This window comes from Flaviramulus aquimarinus (assembly GCF_039543205.1).
Classification (GTDB): Bacteria; Bacteroidota; Bacteroidia; order Flavobacteriales; family Flavobacteriaceae; genus Flaviramulus_B; species Flaviramulus_B aquimarinus.
Map to the genome: position 1 here is coordinate 34,240 of NZ_BAABJH010000001.1, position 18,141 is coordinate 52,380.

The following is an 18,141-nucleotide window of genomic DNA, read 5'->3' on the forward strand; positions in this document are numbered from 1 at the left end:
AACCATTAAAATTTTAAGCCACCATATTTTGTTATATTGTGGCCCCTCAAGTATCACATGAATTATTAACCATTTAATGCTATTGAAAAATTGAAATTGCGCTTTTTTTATTGTATCATATTTTTTCTAATATACCATACCATTTTTGCACAAAATAAAATTGATGTAAAAGCGGTTTTTGATATAGAAAATAAACAAATAAAAATATCTCAAACCATTCAATATCAAAATACTTCGCAAGATGAATTACAAGCTATATACCTTAACGATTGGAACAATAGCTATGCAACAAAAAAAACACCATTGGCCATTCGTATTGCCGATGAATACAAAAACGATTTTCATTTAGCCAAAAATGAAGACAGAGGCTTTTCCGTAATTACATCTATTAGACAAAATGGAGAAAATTTAATTTATGAACAGCTCGAAAACCAAATAGATATTGTTAAAGTTGAATTAAAAAAAACATTAAAACCAAATGATTCTTACATAATACAATTAGAATATCTGGTCCAAATACCAAATGCTAAATTTACAAGCTATGGCATAACAGATTCTGGTGATTTTAATTTAAGATACTGGTATATAACACCTGCTATTTATAATGGCGAATGGCAATATTACAGCAATAAAGATTTGGACGATTTATTTATTCCAAAATCTGATATTTCTTTAGAAATCGAACACCCAAATGGTTATGTTTTGACTTCAGAATTAAATACAGATAAAACTACGCAATTACCTAATAAACAAATAATTAAATTATCAGGAAAAAACAGAACAAACAACAAATTGTTCCTTAGTAAAAAATCGGACTTTAAAACATTACAAACAGATAATTTTACTATTGTTTCAAATATAAATGATGAAAATCTTGAGATTTTAGATAAAGTTCTAATCACTGAAAAAGTCACAAAATTCATTTTAGATAACTTCGGAAAATACCCCCATGAAAGACTACTCTTAACTAATATTGATTATAGCAAAAACCCAGTATATGGTTTAAATTTTTTACCAAACTTCATAAAAGCTTATCCAAATCATTTTCAATACGAATTAAAGCTTTTAAAAATTGCGTTACATAATTATCTAGAAAACACACTTTTGCTAAACCCACGAAAAGAGCAATGGCTTATAGATGGTATTTTGGTTTACTATTTGATGAATTATGTAGAACAGCATTATCCAAATATGAAGTTTCTAGGTTCCATTGCAGATATTTGGGGTGTTCGTTCTTTTCATGCCTCAGACATGAAATTTAACGATAAGTATATTCTAGCATTCATGCTTATGGCTAGAACCAATAGAGACCAACCCTTAACCATGCAAAAAGATTCGTTATTAAAATTCAATAAAAATATTGCGAATAAATATAAAGCTGGTATTGGACTTAAATACTTAGACGATTTTGTAAATCATGATATTGTTGAAAATAGCATACAGTCGTTTTTAAGCAAAAATAAATTAAAGGCAACCAGCGTTAAAAACTTTGAAACATATATAAAATCTAAAACCAATAAAGACATAGACTGGTTTTTTAAAGACTATTTAACTACCCGAAAAAAAATAGATTTTAAAATTAGAAAGGTTAAAAAAACTGAAGATTCCATTACCCTAACCATAAAAAACAAGCGCGAAAACAATATGCCTGTGTCATTATACACTTTAAACAATGACAGTATTGTATCTAAAATATGGGTTCAAGATATCGATAAAAACAAAACATTAACCATTCCAAGAAACGATGCCAATAAACTTGTTTTAAACTACAACAGCATAATTCCAGAAATTAACTTAAGAGATAATTGGAAATCGTTAAAAGGCTACTTTTTTAACAATAAACCATTACAGTTCAGACTATTTCAAGATGTTGAAGACCCTTATTACAACCAAGTGTTTCTTATGCCCATAGTAGAGTTTAATAACATTTATGACGGTTTCACTTTAGGAGGAAAGCTATATAACAAAACAGTGCTAAGAAAGCTTTTTAATTATAAAATAGCGCCTAGATATTCTTTTAAATCAAAGACAATTACAGGTTCAGCCGATATATCAAATTCCCACTATTTTGAAAACAGCAATCTTTATTTTTTAAAATATGGGATATCAGCAGGGTATTCATCCTATGCAGAAGATTTGTTTGTTACCAAAATAACACCTAGAATACGATTTTTTTTCAGACCAAAAGATGATTTACGTTCCAATAAACGAGAAACTTTAACTTTAAGATACGTAGACATCAATAGAGATCAAGATGTCAATAACATTTTTACAAGTAACGAGCCAAATTACAGTGTTCTTAATTTGAGATACATCAACTCTAATGATAATCTAATCCATTTTAAGAAATGGTATACAGATCTTCAAATCGGTAAAAAGTTTAGCAAATTAGCTTTTAATTATGAATACAGACGCTTATTTGAAAGTAACAGGCAATTAAACGTTCGTGCTTTTGCCGGTGCTTTTTTAAAGAACAACACCAATCTAAATTCAGATTATTTCAGTTTTGCATTAGACCGACCTACTGATTATTTATTCGATTATAATTATTTAGGACGATCTGAGGACACTGGTATATTTAGCCAACAATATATTGATGCCGAAGGTGGGTTTAAATCAAAATTAGAAACACCCTTTGCCAATCAATGGATTACAACATTAAACGCCAGTACAACACTTTGGAAATATATACTCGTTTACGGCGATGTAGGCTTTGTGAAAAACAAATATCAATCTCCAAATTTTGTATACGATTCTGGAATAAGAATTAATTTAGTAACAGATTATTTTGAAATTTATCTTCCCATATATTCTAATCTTGGTTGGGAAATTGGACAACCCAATTATGACCAAAGCATTAGGTTTAAATTTACTGTAGATCCACAATCACTTTTAGGACTCTTTAGAAGACGATGGTATTAAAGTAAAATTTTGAATTATTATCATTTAAACAGTATTTTTTGTGAAAAATATTCAATTTTATATGCCTTAAATTTATTTTTTTATGGATATCGTAAAAAATTACAGGTTAATATAATTGCAAAAAAGCTAGCTTTTGACTATTTTTGCAAAGATTTAAAAGCATACTTCCATGCAAACTGTAACCAATTTGAAAAACAACTTATCTTTCGAAGACTTTAAAACAGAAGTTATAGCTGATTACAAAATAGCTGTAGAAAGTCGAGAATGTAGCTTACTAGGACGTCGAGAAGTATTAACCGGCAAAGCTAAGTTTGGAATTTTTGGTGACGGAAAAGAAGTTCCCCAATTAGCAATGGCTAAGGCCTTTTTAAAAGGCGATTGGCGATCGGGTTATTATCGAGACCAAACCTTTATGATGGCTATTGGAGAACTGAGTATGGAACAGTTTTTTGCAGGACTATATGCCAATACCAATTTGGAACACGAACCTATGTCTGCAGGACGCCAAATGGGCGGGCATTTTGTAACCCATAGTTTAAATGATAATGGTAGTTGGAAAGATCTAACGGCACAATATAATTCAAGTTCAGATATCTCACCTACCGCAGGGCAAATGCCTCGTTTATTAGGTTTAGCACATGCGTCTAAAATTTTCAGAGAGGTAGATGGTATAAACACCACAAGCTTTTCTAACAAAGGAAATGAAGTAGCTTGGGGAACAATTGGAAACGCAAGTACTAGCGAAGGTCTCTTTTTCGAAACCATTAATGCTGCTGGTGTTTTACAAGTACCTATGGTGATAAGTGTTTGGGATGATGAATATGGTATTTCAGTACATGCAAAACACCATACAACAAAGGAGAATATTTCAGAAGTATTAAAAGGATTCCAACGCGATAAAAACATAAAAGGATTTGAAATTCTACGGGTAAAAGGTTGGGATTATGCAAACCTTATTGAAACCTATCAAGAAGCTTCCGCTATTGCAAGAGAAGAACATGTGCCTGTTTTAATTCATGTTTTAGAGTTAACACAACCACAAGGACACTCTACATCAGGATCTCATGAACGTTATAAAAATGCTGATCGTCTAGAATGGGAAGCCAATCATGATTGTAATGCAAAAATGCGACAATGGATTATTGAAAGTGGCATTGCCACAAATGAAGCACTAATCGAAATTGAAAGAACCGCAAAACGTGAAGTAAGAGAAGCAAAAAAGAATGCTTGGAACACCTTTCTAAAACCTATAAAAAAGGAACATCAAGAACTAATATCTATTTTAAAGCAAGTTGCAGCCAATAGTATTAACGGTGTTTTTATTTCAAAAATCCATGACAATTTAGCTGGAATAAACGAACCTACTCGAAAAGACCTTTTTTCAAGTGCTAGAAGAGTTCTACGCTATACCATAGGAGAATCATTTACTGAAAAAGAAACACTTAACAAATGGGTAAATACCATGTTTGAAACTATTCAACCTAAGTTTAGTTCGCATTTATATTCAGAAACACAAGGCTCTAATGTTCTGATAAAAGAAACAAAGCCAGCGTATAATGACGATGAAGCTCTTGTTGATGGTCGTATTATAATTCGTGATAATTTTGATGCTATTTTCAATAATTACCCAGAAGCCTTAGTTTTTGGAGAAGATACCGGTAACATAGGTGACGTAAATCAAGGATTAGAAGGTTTACAAGATAAGTATGGAGAACTTCGTGTAGCAGATACAGGCATTCGAGAAGCAACAATTATAGGCCAAGGTATTGGTATGGCATTACGCGGATTAAGACCCATTGCAGAAATTCAATATTTAGACTATATACTCTACGCATTACAAATTATAAGTGATGATTTAGCAACGTTGCATTATAGAACCAAAGGCAAACAAAAAGCACCATTAATAATAAGAACACGTGGCCACAGATTAGAAGGTATATGGCATTCAGGTTCACAAATGGGAGGTGTTTTAAATTTAGTAAAAGGTGTTAATTTGTTAGTCCCTAGAAATATGACTAAAGCCGCAGGCTTTTACAACACCCTTTTGCTTGGTGATGATCCAGCCATAGTTGTAGAATGTTTAAATGGTTACAGGTTAAAAGAAAAAATGCCAAATAACCTTAGCGCTATTAAAACGCCAATAGGAGTTGTTGAAACCATTAAAGAAGGTACAGATATTACATTAGTGTCCTATGGTTCAACATTGCGCATTGTTGAGCAAACCGCTAAAGACCTTTTAGCTATTGGTATTGATGCAGAAATTATAGACATACAATCATTAATGCCATTTGATCTAAACCACGATATCGTAAAAAGTATAGCAAAAACCAATCGCGTTATCATCATCGATGAAGATGTTCCAGGAGGTGCTTCAGCTTATATATTAGATGAAATTCTAAATAAACAAAACGCATTTCAATATTTAGATAGTTCGCCAAAAACCTTAACCGCTAAACCACACAGACCAGCTTACGGAAATGATGGCGATTATTTTTCAAAACCCTCGGCGGAAGATATTTTTGAAGCGGTTTATGAGGTTATGCACGAATTAAATCCTAGCAATTTCCCTAAACTGAGATAGCCCCTTTTTAATATGAAAGCAGTATCGGCAGTTACTATTAAAAAAGAATTACAACACCAATCTCAAGAAGAATTAATAGTACTCTGCCTCAGACTATCCCGTTTTAAAAAGGAAAACAAAGAACTCCTTACTTATTTATTATTTGAATCAGAACACGAAGAAGGATACATCCAAACTATTAAAGCCTATATGGATAATGAATTTGAAGTTATAAATCGTGACAGCTATTTCTACATCAGAAAAAGTATCCGAAAAATCCTTAGAAATGTAAAGAAGTATGTTCGTTATTCACAAAAAAAAGAAACTGAAGCCGAATTACTTATTTACTTTTGCGGAAAATTAAAAGCTTTCTCTCCTACTATAAAACGCAGTACACAGTTACTAAACATGTATAATCGCCAATTACTTTTGGCTAAAAAGACTATTTCTGGTCTACACGAAGATTTACAATACGATTATAACCTAATACTTGAAAATTTATAACTTCGTTTCACAAATTATCCAGCTTTATTTGAATGCTAAGCGCAATATTTTATCTTTGCTCGCTTAATACGATAATGATTTATGAAGATTTCATACAATTGGTTAAAACAATTTATTAAAACAGATTGGACACCAGAACAAACCAGCGAGCTATTAACAGATTTAGGGCTTGAAGTTGAAGGTGTTGAAGCCTATCAATCTGTAAAAGGCGGATTAGAGGGTGTAGTTGTTGGTAAAGTATTAACCTGTATTAAACACCCAAATGCTGATAAACTTAAAGTGACTACTGTTGATGTTGGTGGCGAAGCGCCTCTCCAAATAGTTTGTGGAGCTCCTAATGTTACTACCGGTCAAAAAGTACCTGTCGCTACCATTGGAACAACTTTATATACTGAAGAAGGCGAATCTTGGACCATCAAAAAAGGGAAGATTAGAGGCGAGGAAAGCTCTGGAATGATTTGTGCCGAAGATGAATTAGGTTTAGGAAAATCGCACGACGGCATTATGGTTTTAGAAGATAAAATTAAAGTCGGCACACTAGCTGCCGATATTTTTGATATTGAAAACGATCAAGTCTTTGAAATTGGTTTAACACCAAATCGAGCAGATGCTATGAGCCATTTAGGAACCGCTCGCGATTTAAAAGCAGGACTGGTACAAAAGGATATTAATTTAGAATTGATTACACCATCAGTAAGTGCGTTTAATATTGAAAATCGGACTTTAAAAATAGATGTTGATGTAATAAACAAAGCTTTAGCACCACGATATTGTGGTGTTACAATCTCTGGATTAAAAGTTACTGAATCTCCAGCTTGGTTGCAGCACCGTTTAAAAGCCATTGGTTTAAGTCCTATTAACAATATTGTTGATGCTACAAATTACGTGCTTCATGATTTAGGACAACCATTACACGCATTTGACGCTGTAAAAATTTCAGGTAATAAAGTAGAAGTTAAAACATTAAAAGCGGGTACTAAATTTGTGACTTTAGATGGTGTGGAACGTAAATTACACGAAGATGATCTAATGATTTGTGATGCTGAAAAACCAATGTGCATTGCGGGTGTTTTTGGCGGCATTGATTCAGGTGTTACAGAAAGCACAACAAGTATATTTTTAGAAAGTGCTTATTTTAACCCAGTAAGTATCCGTAAAACAGCTAAGCGCCATGCACTGAATACAGATGCTTCATTTAGATTTGAGCGTGGGATAGATCCTAATATTACTGAATATGCTTTAAAACGAGCCGCATTATTAATTCAAGAATTAGCGGGCGGAGAAATAACTAGCGACATTATTGATCTCTATCCAAAAAAAATAAAAGACTTTGAAGTTCGCTTAAGTTTCGAAAATGCTAAAAATTTAATTGGAGAAGAAATTCCAAGAGAAACCATCAAACGTATTTTAACATCATTGGATATAAAAGTAAATAATGTTACCGAAACCGGTTTGGGGTTAACAATACCTGCTTATAGAAATGATGTACAACGTGAAGCTGATGTTATTGAAGAAATACTAAGGGTTTACGGATATAACAATATTAAAACCTCCGAAAAATTAAACGCTTCAATTTCTAAAACCTCACGTTTTGAAGATTATAAAATTCAAAATATTATTGGTAACCAATTAGTCTCACAAGGTTTTTTTGAAATACTATCCAATTCGTTCACGACGTCTGATTATCTAGCACTAAGCGAACAATTAAAAGAAGAACATAATATAACGATGCTTAATCCTTTAAGTAATGATTTGTCTGTTTTAAGGCAGTCTTTATTGTTTTCAGGATTAGAAGCTGTTTCATTTAACATAAACAGAAAACGTTCCGATTTAAAGTTATTTGAATTCGGAAAGACCTATCATGGATATGCCGATAAAAGAGAAGAACTCAATCATTTATCTGTTTTTATAACAGGCAATCAAGCTTCAGAAAATTGGCATAACACAAGTAAAAATAGCGATTTCTTTTTAATGAAAGGGCTACTTGTTTCGATCCTTGAACGCATGGGGATTTCTAGGTTCAATGAATCGCCTATTAGTAATGATTTATTTGCTGAAGGATTAACTTTTGGATTAGGAAAAAATAAATTAGTTGATTTCGGTATAGTAAAGAAACCGATATTAAAACATTTCGACATTTCACAAGAAGTTATTTTTGCTGATTTTAATTGGGATGCTATTTTAAACATTATAAAACATACTAATATTAAGTTTAAACCCATTCCAAAATACCCTGAAGTGCGGCGCGATTTTGCCTTATTGTTAGATGACCATGTTACTTTTGAATCGATATATAAAATTGCTAAGCAAAGTGAAAAGCAATTACTCAAAGGTGTTAATTTATTTGATGTCTATCAAGGTAAAAACCTACCTAAAGGCAAAAAAAGTTATGCCGTTAGTTTTACATTACAAGATGAAAACAAAACACTTACCGACAAGCAAATAGATAAAATCATGTCTAAGCTTCAAGTAAACTTTGAAAAACAATTAGGCGCTGAATTAAGATAAAATTATTTTGAAAAAACTCTTACTTTTCAGTGTATTGTTATGTTTTTATTGCAAATTAAATGCACAGCATTTTTTGGCAACAGAAAAAACATCAGATACCACATCCATAGGTAAGCTCGCATTATATGATTTAAAAAATGGAATCAAAAATGTTGGGTATTCACTTTCAAGACCCTTTCATTGGAAGAAAAAGGATTTTACTACATTAGGCACTATTTTTGTTAGTACTTTAGCACTTTCTACAATTGATGATGAAGCCGATGAGGTTTTTGTTCGTAATGAACCTCATGTACCAAGGGTGTTTCAAGAAGCAGGAACACGCTTTGGAAGCCCTCAAGTATATTTTATTGCTAATGCTGGATTGTATGGTTTTGGATTATTCACTAAGAACGAAAAAATAAGAAAAACCAGTGTCTTAATTATATCTTCATCCGTTACCACTGGGTTGATACAAAGTTTAAGTAAAACAGCTTTTGGTAGAGCTAGACCTGGAAATGGACTAAAAAGCACAGATTTCAAGTTCTGGTCTCATGAGGCTAAATACCATTCATTTCCTTCAGGACACACTATTTTATCTATGACAATGGCTCATGCCATAGCAAAACAATTTAATAATACTTGGAGTAAAATTGGTGTATATTCTCTAGGATCTGTTGCACCAATTTCTAGATTATTTGCTGGCGCTCATTGGTTAACTGATGTTGGGCTTGCAGCCGTAATAAGTATTGTTGTTGTTGATAGTATCGATAAATTTATGTTTAAATCAAATACTTATAAGTATGACAAAAAAGAAAAACAGATAAGTTGGCGATTAAGCTTTAGTGGTGATAAAATTGGTGTAATAGGTTCATTTTAAACTCTTTTTCGAAAGAAAAAACCTTTCGTTCATACTCGTTTTTTTCGTACCTTTAAGAGGAACCTTTAAAACTTAAAGCCATGTCAAACTACATCAAAGTATTTACAGGAAATTTTATTGAAGTTCAACGTATTTTTAATGAGCTTCAAAATTTAAACATTTGTGCCATTATAAAAGATGAATCTGAATCTGGACGATTAGCTGGTTTTGGTGCTTCTATTCAAGGTCTTCAAGAAATACATGTTCATAAAGAAGAACTTGACAAAGCCGCTGAAACAGTTAAAAATTTAAGTTCAGAATTACAATCTTAATTAAGTTGTAACCGCGTACATTTTATTACGTAGTTCTTTTATTTTTGAATCTTGCATATACTCATCAAAGGTTGTGTAACGGTCTATAATACCATTTGGAGTTAACTCCACTACTCTATTTGCAACTGTTTGTGCAAACTCATGGTCATGGGTAGTAAACAAAATAGTGCCTTTAAAGTTTTTAAGCGAGTTGTTAAATGCTGTAATACTCTCTAAATCTAAATGATTTGTTGGTTCGTCTAATTGCAACACATTAGCTCTAGTCATCATCATACGAGATAACATACATCTTACTTTTTCTCCTCCTGATAGCACAGAAGATTTTTTAAAAGCTTCTTCTCCACTAAAAATCATTTTCCCTAAGAATCCACGTATATTTACTTCTTCCCGCTCTTCTTCTGTAGTAGCCCATTGGCGTAACCAATCAATTAGTGTTAATTCATTATTAAAAAACTCACTATTATCTAATGGTAAATAGGACTGCGTAGTTGTAACCCCCCACATAAACTTACCAGATTCTGCTTTTTCTTTATTATTCAGTATTTGATAAAAAGCGGTTGTTGCTCTTGAATCTCTTGAAAAAACAACTACTTTATCGCCTTTTGCTAAATTTAAATCAATGCCTTTAAATAATGTTTCGCCTTCAGTAGAAGCAGATAGTCCTTCAATATTTAAAATTTGATCTCCTGCTTCTCTATCGCGTTCAAAAATAATAGCAGGATAACGACGACTTGTTCTTCTTATATCAGCAATATTTAGTTTTTCAATCATTTTCTTTCTACTTGTAGCTTGCTTGCTTTTAGCTACGTTAGCAGAAAAACGACGTATAAATTCTTCTAGCTCCTTTTTCTTCTCTTCGGCTTTCTTATTCTGTTGCGCATGTTGTCTTGCCGCTAATTGCGAAGACTCATACCAAAATGTATAGTTACCAGAATAGTGGTTTATCTTCCCAAAATCAATATCCGAAATATGGGTACAAACTGCATCTAAAAAGTGCCTATCGTGTGATACTACTATAACACAATTGTTATAATTTGCTAAAAAGTTTTCTAACCAAGAAATAGTTTCATAATCTAAATCATTGGTAGGCTCATCCATAATCAACACATCGGGATTTCCAAATAAAGCCTGTGCTAATAATACCCGTACTTTTTGCTTACCATCCAAATCGGCCATTAAGGTGTAATGAAACTCTTCTTTTATACCTAAATTAGATAACATAGAAGCAGCATTACTGTCTGCATTCCAACCATCCATTTCTTCAAATTCTACTTGAAGCTCTCCAATTTTCTCCGCATTCTCATCAGTATAGTCCGCATAAAGGGCATCAATTTCAGTTTTAATTTTAAATAAGGGTTTATTGCCCATTAAAATTGTTTCTAAAACTGTATGCGCATCATATAAATTATGATTTTGCTCTAAAACCGACATACGTTTGCCTGACTCCAAGGACACATGCCCAGACGTCGGTTCTTGCTTACCAGAAATAATCTTTAAAAAGGTAGACTTACCAGATCCATTAGCACCAATAATACCATAGCAATTACCGTTATTGAAGGTAGTATTTACTTCATCAAAAAGAACGCGTTTACCAAATTGAACAGAAAGGTTAGATACGGATAACATAAGGGTTGTTTTTATTTTTTTGCAAAAGTAGAAAATTCAATTGGTAAGACGAAACATACTTTACTAATAATTTATTCATAAACCACAAATGGATCTATGACTTTTCTATATAATCCAATAAAGATATTAAATAAACTTTCATAAAGTAAATTCGTCTGTTTTTATAGTATTTAAGCCATATTTGTAGAGACTTGTTTAGTAAACATTTAACAACGCATTAACAGGACTTTATAAATACAAGCTATATTTTTGCTTATATAAAATACATTCAGGAGGGATTTATGAAGTTATATTTTACATTTATATTAATTCTTATAATATTTTTTTTCGGCTGTAAAAAAGATAGCAATGAAACTGCTATTGATTATGCATACATAGGTGGTAAAATCATAAACCCAAATACGAACTATGTTGTTCTTTTTAAGAATAAGACTATTTTGGATACCATAAGGCTAGATGGTAGGAACAGATTTCTTTTTAAAATTAATAGTTTACAGGAAGGTCTTTATACCTTTAGGCATGGTGAGGAGTATCAAATGATTTTACTTGAACCTAAAGATAGTGTGCTTTTTAGACTAAACACTTTAGATTTTGACGAGTCACTAGTATTTACAGGCATAGGTGATAAAAAAAATAATTATTTGATTAATCAGTTTTTAGAAAATGAAAAAGAAGAAAAATACAACATTAAGCTTTGTCAATTAAACCCTATTGATTTTCAAAAACATGTGGATTCTATTCGATATTCTAAAATTAAAACATTAGAAAGGTTTAAAAAGAAATATGAACCTTCTAATTTATTTGAAAAATATGCTCGTGCTAACATAGATTATAGATATTATTCGAGCAAAGAAGTTTATCCTTTTTGGCATTATGGTAAAAATAAAATTGCAATTTTAGAATCATTACCTGATAATTTTTATGATTACAGAAAGGATATTAATTATAATGATGAATCTCTGAGCCATTATTTTAATTACAGTACTTTTTTAAGGCACAACTTTAGTAATTTGGCACTTGAATCGCACGATAAACATTCTGACAATAAACTATTTAACAGATGGGATTTATGCTATAACTTAGACAGGCTAAAGCTTATAGATAGTTTGGTAACTAATACGTCTATTAAAGATGAATTGTTATATCATTTTACCATTAGCTATATTTCTAAATCTAAAAATGAAAAGAAATGCAATAAAATGTTAAAATCTTATTTAAGTAAAAGTCAAAACAAAGCACACAAAAGAATGATAGCTTTATATGCAAAATCGGTAAATAATTTAAAAGAAGGCTCAAAGCTACCTCTTATAAATCTCATTAATTATAATGCTTCCGAAATTGAAATTAATTCAGTAATAAATAGCCCTACAGTCATTAGTTTTTGGTCTCAAAAGTATTATGACCATTTTAAGGAAAGTCATTATAAACTCAAAGAGTTAAAAGTAAAATATCCAGAAATAAAATTTATTACAATAAATATAGATAAATATGGTTTGGAGAATTCTAAAAAAATGCTCCTAGGACATGGGTTTGATTCTACAAACGAATATCAGTTTAAAAATCCAGCAAAAACTTTTGAAATTTTGGCTATACATCCTATGACAAAAACAATCATTATAGATAAGAATAAAAGGATAGTAAATAGCAATACAAATCTTTTTTCAATATATTTTGAAGAGCAGTTACTTGGTTTGATAAATAGATAGTTAGTTATAAACTAAAATTTAAAATTATAGTTTATAATGATTCATCAAAAGCTTTTCATAAACCTTATCTGGTAAAATACGTTTTAACACAATGGAGAATTTTTGCATAAACTCCCCTACTTTATAATGGACTTTAGGATTTGGTGTCATTATCACCTTATATACAGCTTTAGCCATAATATTGGGATTGCTCCCATTATCAACGTGCCTATTCATTAAATCTAAAGTATCTCCATAAGGTTTCATATAAGGCGAATTATCAAGAGTTGGCGCATGATATCGACCTGCCGCTATATTGGTTGCAAAATCTCCTGGAGCCACATTAGTCATTTTTATATTAAAGTTTTTTAACTCCATCCTAAAAGCCTCTGTTAAAAGCTCTAAAGCACCTTTACTAGCACTATAAATACCTCTATACGGTAAACCCATATAGCCAGCAATGGAGGTTATGTTTATTATTAAGCCAGAATGTTGTTCACGCATTTTTGGCAGTACGGCTTTAATAACATTAATAGGTCCAAAAAAATTAGTGTCAAAATTATTTTTAATTTCTGCTTCGGGAATTTCTTCAATTGGGCCAGTTATTCCTGCTCCTGCATTGTTTATAAGAATATCTAATCGGTTTTCTTTTTCTATAATCGTACTAACTGCTTGTTTAATAGAAGTAACATCACTAACATCTAAAGCCAAAATAGGAAATGCACTATTTTTATACTTTTCTGGGGTTCTACTCGTGCCATAAACCTTAAACCCTTTTTCGGTTAAAAATTCGCCCATAGATTTTCCTATTCCTGAAGAACCACCTGTTATTAATATTACTCTAGACATTTACATTCAATATTTTGATTGTTTAAAAATACAATATTAATCATGAGATTCCCACTTTCATGGAAATGTAATAAACTAAAAAATCTTGATTCGCCGCAGCTTTCAAGATTTAAGTTTCTATAAAAGAACAACAACCTTCCTTGGAGTGTTCAAAATAAAATATTTTGATACGCTTAGCTTTCAAAAGCTAAATTTTGGGTACAAAAAAAGGCAAGCTACCTACATCACACCGCTACGACCATTTACCTTTGCTTCGTTCCCGACCTGGAGGATTCAACAGGAGCTGGTTGTGTAGGACTTGCCGGCTGCAAAGATACAACCTTTTAAAATTTTCACAATGATTTTTTAAACTGATTTTAAATAAATATCTTGCTTCAAATTAAAAATTTAAAATGAATACCTTCAAACATCTAACAATCATATTTTTATACGGATTACTCAGCTCTTGTGGTTCAAACTCCAACCAAACAAAAAGTGATTTCGCTATTAAAACGAATGCTAAAAAAGGTAATATTTCTATTAGTGAAACTTTGAAAATTTCTTTAGAAAACAAAAAAAATCATACCATAGATTCTGTTTCTTATACTTTAAAAGGCACGTCGATTAATGACCATTTTGAATTAAAAAATTTTGAATTAGGAAAGCATACCATTCAAGCCAAGGTTTACTTTAATGGCCAAAAACAAATAACAACGTCTACTATTACATTACTTAATAACGATACACCAGAAGTATATAACTTTAAAATCATTAATGAATACCCACACGATATTACATCTTATACTCAAGGATTAGAGTTTTTTGGTGATACCCTTTATGAAAGTACTGGGCAGTACAAAGAATCCCAACTTAGAAAACTAGATTATAAAACTGGCAAAGTCATTAAAAGCATTAACCTAGCTGATGAATATTTTGGAGAAGGACTAACTATATTAAATAACAAAGTGTATCAGCTTACATGGCAAAAAGGAACAGGCTTTGTTTATGATGTCAATAGTTTTGAGAAATTAAGTAGTTTTAAATACGGAAATAGTAAAGAAGGTTGGGGATTATGTAACAATAACAATACCATATACAAAAGTGATGGTACCGAAAAAATATGGCTTTTAAACCCAAATACTTTAGTTGAACAAGACTTTATTCAAGTATATACCAACAAAGGTAAAATTATTGGTATTAATGAAATGGAATGGATTGATGGTAAAATATACGCTAACCGCTATCAAAAAAATGGTGTTGCCATTATTAACCCTAAAAACGGTGCTGTAATTGGTGTTATTGACTTTACTTCATTAAAGAAAAAAGTTAAGCAACATGAAGGCTTAGATGTTTTAAATGGTATTGCCTACAACCCTAAAACAAAAACTATTTTTGTAACAGGAAAGCGTTGGAACAAATTATTTGAGATAGAGATTGTTAAGAAATAAACACCTTTGAATTCATATCACAATAAAATAAAAACGCACCTATTCTGGTGCGTTTTTTATTCAAAATAATAACGGTTTTAAATTTTAAAAACGCACAGATATTTTTCCTCTTAAAAAGAAAGGGCTTCCTGGTGTAAAATGGATTTCCTCAACAGCATCTGGTTCATTAAACAACCTGCTTTCTGTGGCAAATTGTGTTTCATTCCAATCATTATCAAATAAGTTTTCTACAATCAAACCAAAGGTCCAGTTTTTATGATTGTAATTCAAATTCAAATCGGTAATAAAATAACCTTCTGCTACAATAGAATTATCTTCATTAGCTGGTCGGTCTTTTATGAACCTGTAACTTAAACCACCTGAGAATTTTTTTAAATCCCTAAAACTCAAACCTCCCGATGATGTTAAATCTGGTGCTAATGGAATATAATCTTGTCCACTTGGCTCTTCCGAGCTTCTGGCATAGGTATAATTAACATCGGTATTAAAAAACAGCCAATCTGTTAGTTGATATCGCAATCCAAAATCAACACCATAACGTTTAGTTTTTCCACTTGGCTCAACAATACCAGCATCGCCAACATACACAAATTCTTGTTGTAAAAATAGGCTCCACAATGCAACATTAATAACCAATCGGTCTAAAGGTTTTGCAATTAATCCAAAATCGGTTCCAAAGGCTGTTGGTAATATTTTTTTTCCATTATTAGCCGTTACAACTCTAGTATCGTTAGAGTGATATCCTAAACCTGTTTTTGCAAATAATTGCAAGCCATTAGATGCTGCATAAATAATATTCAGTTTTGGACTCACTAATATTTTATTCTCACTTTTAATATCATAAGTGGTTGTCAATAAGTTTTCATAATCAAAATTAAAATAGTCAAAACGTAAACCTGGATTAAATGTCCATTTATTTGTTTTGTAAGTCAAGTTAGCAAAAGAAAACCCATTTAATTCATCTATATTTCCGTAGGCTATGCGCTCTAAAATGGTTTGCCTGTTTAAGGTTTTGGATAATTGTACGTCATTAACATCATCATATCTAAATCCAACTCCCAATTCATACTTTAGTTGCTCATCATGGTTATCCAAATGAAATGAATGCTCAAAAACCGTTTTAGCACCAATAATGGTTCTATCTTCTTTTTGATGAATTTGGTCCCCATTTACAGGGTCTTCTAAAAAGAATGTGAAATTTGAAAACAATTCAAAATCGTATTTTGATAAATATGCTGATGATTTTATAGACGAGTGTTCATCTAATTGTTTACTGTGGTTTAACCAAAAATTGCTTCTACTGGTATTACCGCCTTCTGTATCATCAATGGCTCCAAAACGCCCTATTTGTCCACTTTCAACGGCACGAACTGGGATTTGTCCAGAAGCATCCCATTTACTCTGAAAATGAGATATAGCCATATTAAACTCTTGATCTTTATAATTATTAAAATTATAACGTCCCATAATATTAAGGCGATTAAAATTTTGAGGCGACTCAAAAACACCATCAGATAGCATGAGTTCTGAAGCAATATAAGCTGAACTATATTCTTCATCTACAAGTTTAATCATACTCAAAGCACGTAGGGTATTAAATTGACCTGCCTCAACTGAAACCAAGTTATTATCAATGGTCTTTTTTGTATTGATATCCACGTAACCTGCTGTATTAAAGTTTCCTTTATCGGCATAGTAGGTGCCTTTTCCAAAATCGATATTATCAATAGTTTCGGGTATTATAAAGTGCATATCGGCATAGCCTTGACCATGGGCATGCGATACCATATTTACGGGCATTCCATCGACATCTATAGCGATATCTGTTCCATGGTCAATATCAAAACCTCTTAAAAAAATTTGTTCTGCTTTACCGCCTCCTGCATGTTGACCGATAATTAAACCTGGAATCTTTCTAAGTATTTCTTGCGAAGATTTTACGGGACTTGTCTTTAAATCGACATTTATAAAATTACTTAACACGTTTACTTTTGAAACGATTAGTACTTGATCTAAAGACGCTGAAGATATTCGTAATTCGATATCAATTTCGCTATCCAAGTGTTTTTCTACAATGACTAGTTCTTGGTTTTCGTATCCTAACTGATAAAAATAAATGACATCGTTTATTGAAATATCATCTAATTCAAAATATCCAGATACATTGGTATAGGTATAAGCTCCAGTAGTTTTATTGTAAACGCCAACGCCTTGTAGGGGTTTATTATTATCTTCTGAAACAACCGTACCACTTAGTTCGTGTGCTTTTACACTGTAAAAAACAGTATATAGCAAACAAAAAATTATATATTTTTTCATTTTTTTAGTTTTATGGGCATACTTTTAAATGAGCTAATGCCATAGCAAAAGTTTGCATAATAGTTAAATAGACAAGTTGTTGATTATAATGTAAAAATGATACTATTGACTAATAGTACTTAAACTCATGTTATTTTAGGAGGGACCTTAATTTTTCCAAAAAATTCATCTTTTATTTTTTCTTTATAATTATCAATAATAGATGATGTTTTAGTGGATATTAATTCTTGGTATTTATATTTATGGTCATAAAAATGTTTATCAATTTTAATATTAAAGATATGTGCTTTATTAGAATCCTCATTATTAGTTTTGTTACCTATAAATGCATCTAATAAATCAATTAGTTTATGCTGATGAAACGTTATATTTGATGTTTGGGTTTTATAATTTAGATTTTGATCCTGATTATGTGACAATACCATATCGGGCATTTGTAAATAATGCGACATACTATGTAAAACACTTTTTACTTCTTTATGTATGGGCATTAGCATGTAAATTACACTAATTACAATAGCTACAAATTTTACGATATGTATTTTAATTCTTTTCATTTTTTATGATACCTGTG

Annotated in this window: 12 protein-coding genes and 1 other RNA gene; 8 read left to right on the plus strand and 5 right to left on the minus strand. The window is 31.4% G+C overall.

Features of this window, described 5'->3' with window-relative positions:
• The first annotated feature begins 90 nt into the window (after nt 1-90).
• From ABD941_RS00150 to ABD941_RS00175, 6 genes are all read left to right on the plus strand, one after another.
• Entirely contained in the window at nt 91-2,922 is a 2,832-nt protein-coding gene (locus ABD941_RS00150; RefSeq protein ID WP_345271851.1) for a gluzincin family metallopeptidase, read from the plus strand.
• A 169-nt stretch (nt 2,923-3,091) separates the two neighbouring features.
• Nucleotides 3,092-5,503 (plus strand): alpha-ketoacid dehydrogenase subunit alpha/beta, encoded by a 2,412-nt coding sequence (locus tag ABD941_RS00155; protein ID WP_345271852.1) that lies wholly within the window; start codon nt 3,092-3,094, stop codon nt 5,501-5,503.
• 12 nt (nt 5,504-5,515) lie between these two features.
• Entirely contained in the window at nt 5,516-5,986 is a 471-nt protein-coding gene (locus ABD941_RS00160; protein WP_345271853.1) for a hypothetical protein, read from the plus strand.
• Nucleotides 5,987-6,067: 81 nt separating this feature from the next.
• Entirely contained in the window at nt 6,068-8,494 is a 2,427-nt protein-coding gene (gene pheT / locus ABD941_RS00165) for a phenylalanine--tRNA ligase subunit beta (protein ID WP_345271855.1), read from the plus strand.
• Between the two features lie 73 nt (nt 8,495-8,567).
• Nucleotides 8,568-9,350 (plus strand): phosphatase PAP2 family protein, encoded by a 783-nt coding sequence (locus ABD941_RS00170; RefSeq protein ID WP_345271856.1) that lies wholly within the window; start codon nt 8,568-8,570, stop codon nt 9,348-9,350.
• Nucleotides 9,351-9,430: 80 nt separating this feature from the next.
• On the plus strand, nt 9,431-9,661 hold the full coding sequence (locus ABD941_RS00175) for a putative signal transducing protein (RefSeq protein WP_345271857.1): 231 nt from the start codon (nt 9,431-9,433) through the stop codon (nt 9,659-9,661).
• Here ABD941_RS00175 and ABD941_RS00180 read toward each other — a convergent pair whose 3' ends face one another.
• A complete protein-coding gene (locus ABD941_RS00180) occupies nt 9,662-11,287 on the minus strand; it encodes an ABC-F family ATP-binding cassette domain-containing protein (protein ID WP_345271858.1) in 1,626 nt (541 codons plus the stop codon).
• Between the two features lie 281 nt (nt 11,288-11,568).
• Here ABD941_RS00180 and ABD941_RS00185 point away from each other — a divergent pair, with 281 nt between their 5' ends.
• Entirely contained in the window at nt 11,569-12,993 is a 1,425-nt protein-coding gene (locus ABD941_RS00185; RefSeq protein WP_345271859.1) for a TlpA family protein disulfide reductase, read from the plus strand.
• 24 nt (nt 12,994-13,017) lie between these two features.
• Here ABD941_RS00185 and ABD941_RS00190 read toward each other — a convergent pair whose 3' ends face one another.
• Together ABD941_RS00190 and ffs are read right to left on the minus strand one after the other, a co-directional pair.
• The gene (locus tag ABD941_RS00190) at nt 13,018-13,821 is read right to left on the minus strand and encodes an SDR family oxidoreductase (protein ID WP_345271860.1); all 804 of its coding nucleotides are present in this window, start codon (nt 13,819-13,821) and stop codon (nt 13,018-13,020) included.
• 205 nt (nt 13,822-14,026) lie between these two features.
• Nucleotides 14,027-14,125, minus strand: an RNA gene (ffs, locus tag ABD941_RS00195) — signal recognition particle sRNA small type.
• An 88-nt stretch (nt 14,126-14,213) separates the two neighbouring features.
• On the opposite strand from ffs, the gene ABD941_RS00200 reads away from it, so the two are divergent.
• The gene (locus ABD941_RS00200; RefSeq protein ID WP_345271862.1) at nt 14,214-15,248 is read left to right on the plus strand and encodes a glutaminyl-peptide cyclotransferase; all 1,035 of its coding nucleotides are present in this window, start codon (nt 14,214-14,216) and stop codon (nt 15,246-15,248) included.
• An 84-nt stretch (nt 15,249-15,332) separates the two neighbouring features.
• Here the strand turns inward: ABD941_RS00200 and ABD941_RS00205 are convergent, their stop codons facing one another.
• Together ABD941_RS00205 and ABD941_RS00210 are read right to left on the minus strand one after the other, a co-directional pair.
• Nucleotides 15,333-17,567, minus strand: coding sequence for a TonB-dependent receptor (locus ABD941_RS00205; protein WP_345271863.1), 2,235 nt, complete (start codon nt 17,565-17,567; stop codon nt 15,333-15,335).
• 125 nt (nt 17,568-17,692) lie between these two features.
• On the minus strand, nt 17,693-18,124 hold the full coding sequence (locus tag ABD941_RS00210; RefSeq protein WP_345271864.1) for a hypothetical protein: 432 nt from the start codon (nt 18,122-18,124) through the stop codon (nt 17,693-17,695).
• Nucleotides 18,125-18,141: the final 17 nt, after the last annotated feature.

Bases quoted from the DNA above. Each gene is read 5' to 3' on its own strand.
- ABD941_RS00155 (WP_345271852.1), top strand. From the start codon at position 3,092: ATGCAAACTGTAACCAATTTGAAAAACAACTTATCTTTCGAAGACTTT.
- ABD941_RS00160 (WP_345271853.1), top strand. From the start codon at position 5,516: ATGAAAGCAGTATCGGCAGTTACTATTAAAAAAGAATTACAACACCAA.
- pheT (WP_345271855.1), top strand. From the start codon at position 6,068: ATGAAGATTTCATACAATTGGTTAAAACAATTTATTAAAACAGATTGG.
- ABD941_RS00175 (WP_345271857.1), top strand. From the start codon at position 9,431: ATGTCAAACTACATCAAAGTATTTACAGGAAATTTTATTGAAGTTCAA.
- ABD941_RS00180 (WP_345271858.1), bottom strand. From the start codon at position 11,287: ATGTTATCCGTATCTAACCTTTCTGTTCAATTTGGTAAACGCGTTCTT.
- ABD941_RS00185 (WP_345271859.1), top strand. From the start codon at position 11,569: ATGAAGTTATATTTTACATTTATATTAATTCTTATAATATTTTTTTTC.
- ABD941_RS00190 (WP_345271860.1), bottom strand. From the start codon at position 13,821: ATGTCTAGAGTAATATTAATAACAGGTGGTTCTTCAGGAATAGGAAAA.
- ABD941_RS00200 (WP_345271862.1), top strand. From the start codon at position 14,214: ATGAATACCTTCAAACATCTAACAATCATATTTTTATACGGATTACTC.
- ABD941_RS00205 (WP_345271863.1), bottom strand. From the start codon at position 17,567: ATGAAAAAATATATAATTTTTTGTTTGCTATATACTGTTTTTTACAGT.
- ABD941_RS00210 (WP_345271864.1), bottom strand. From the start codon at position 18,124: ATGAAAAGAATTAAAATACATATCGTAAAATTTGTAGCTATTGTAATT.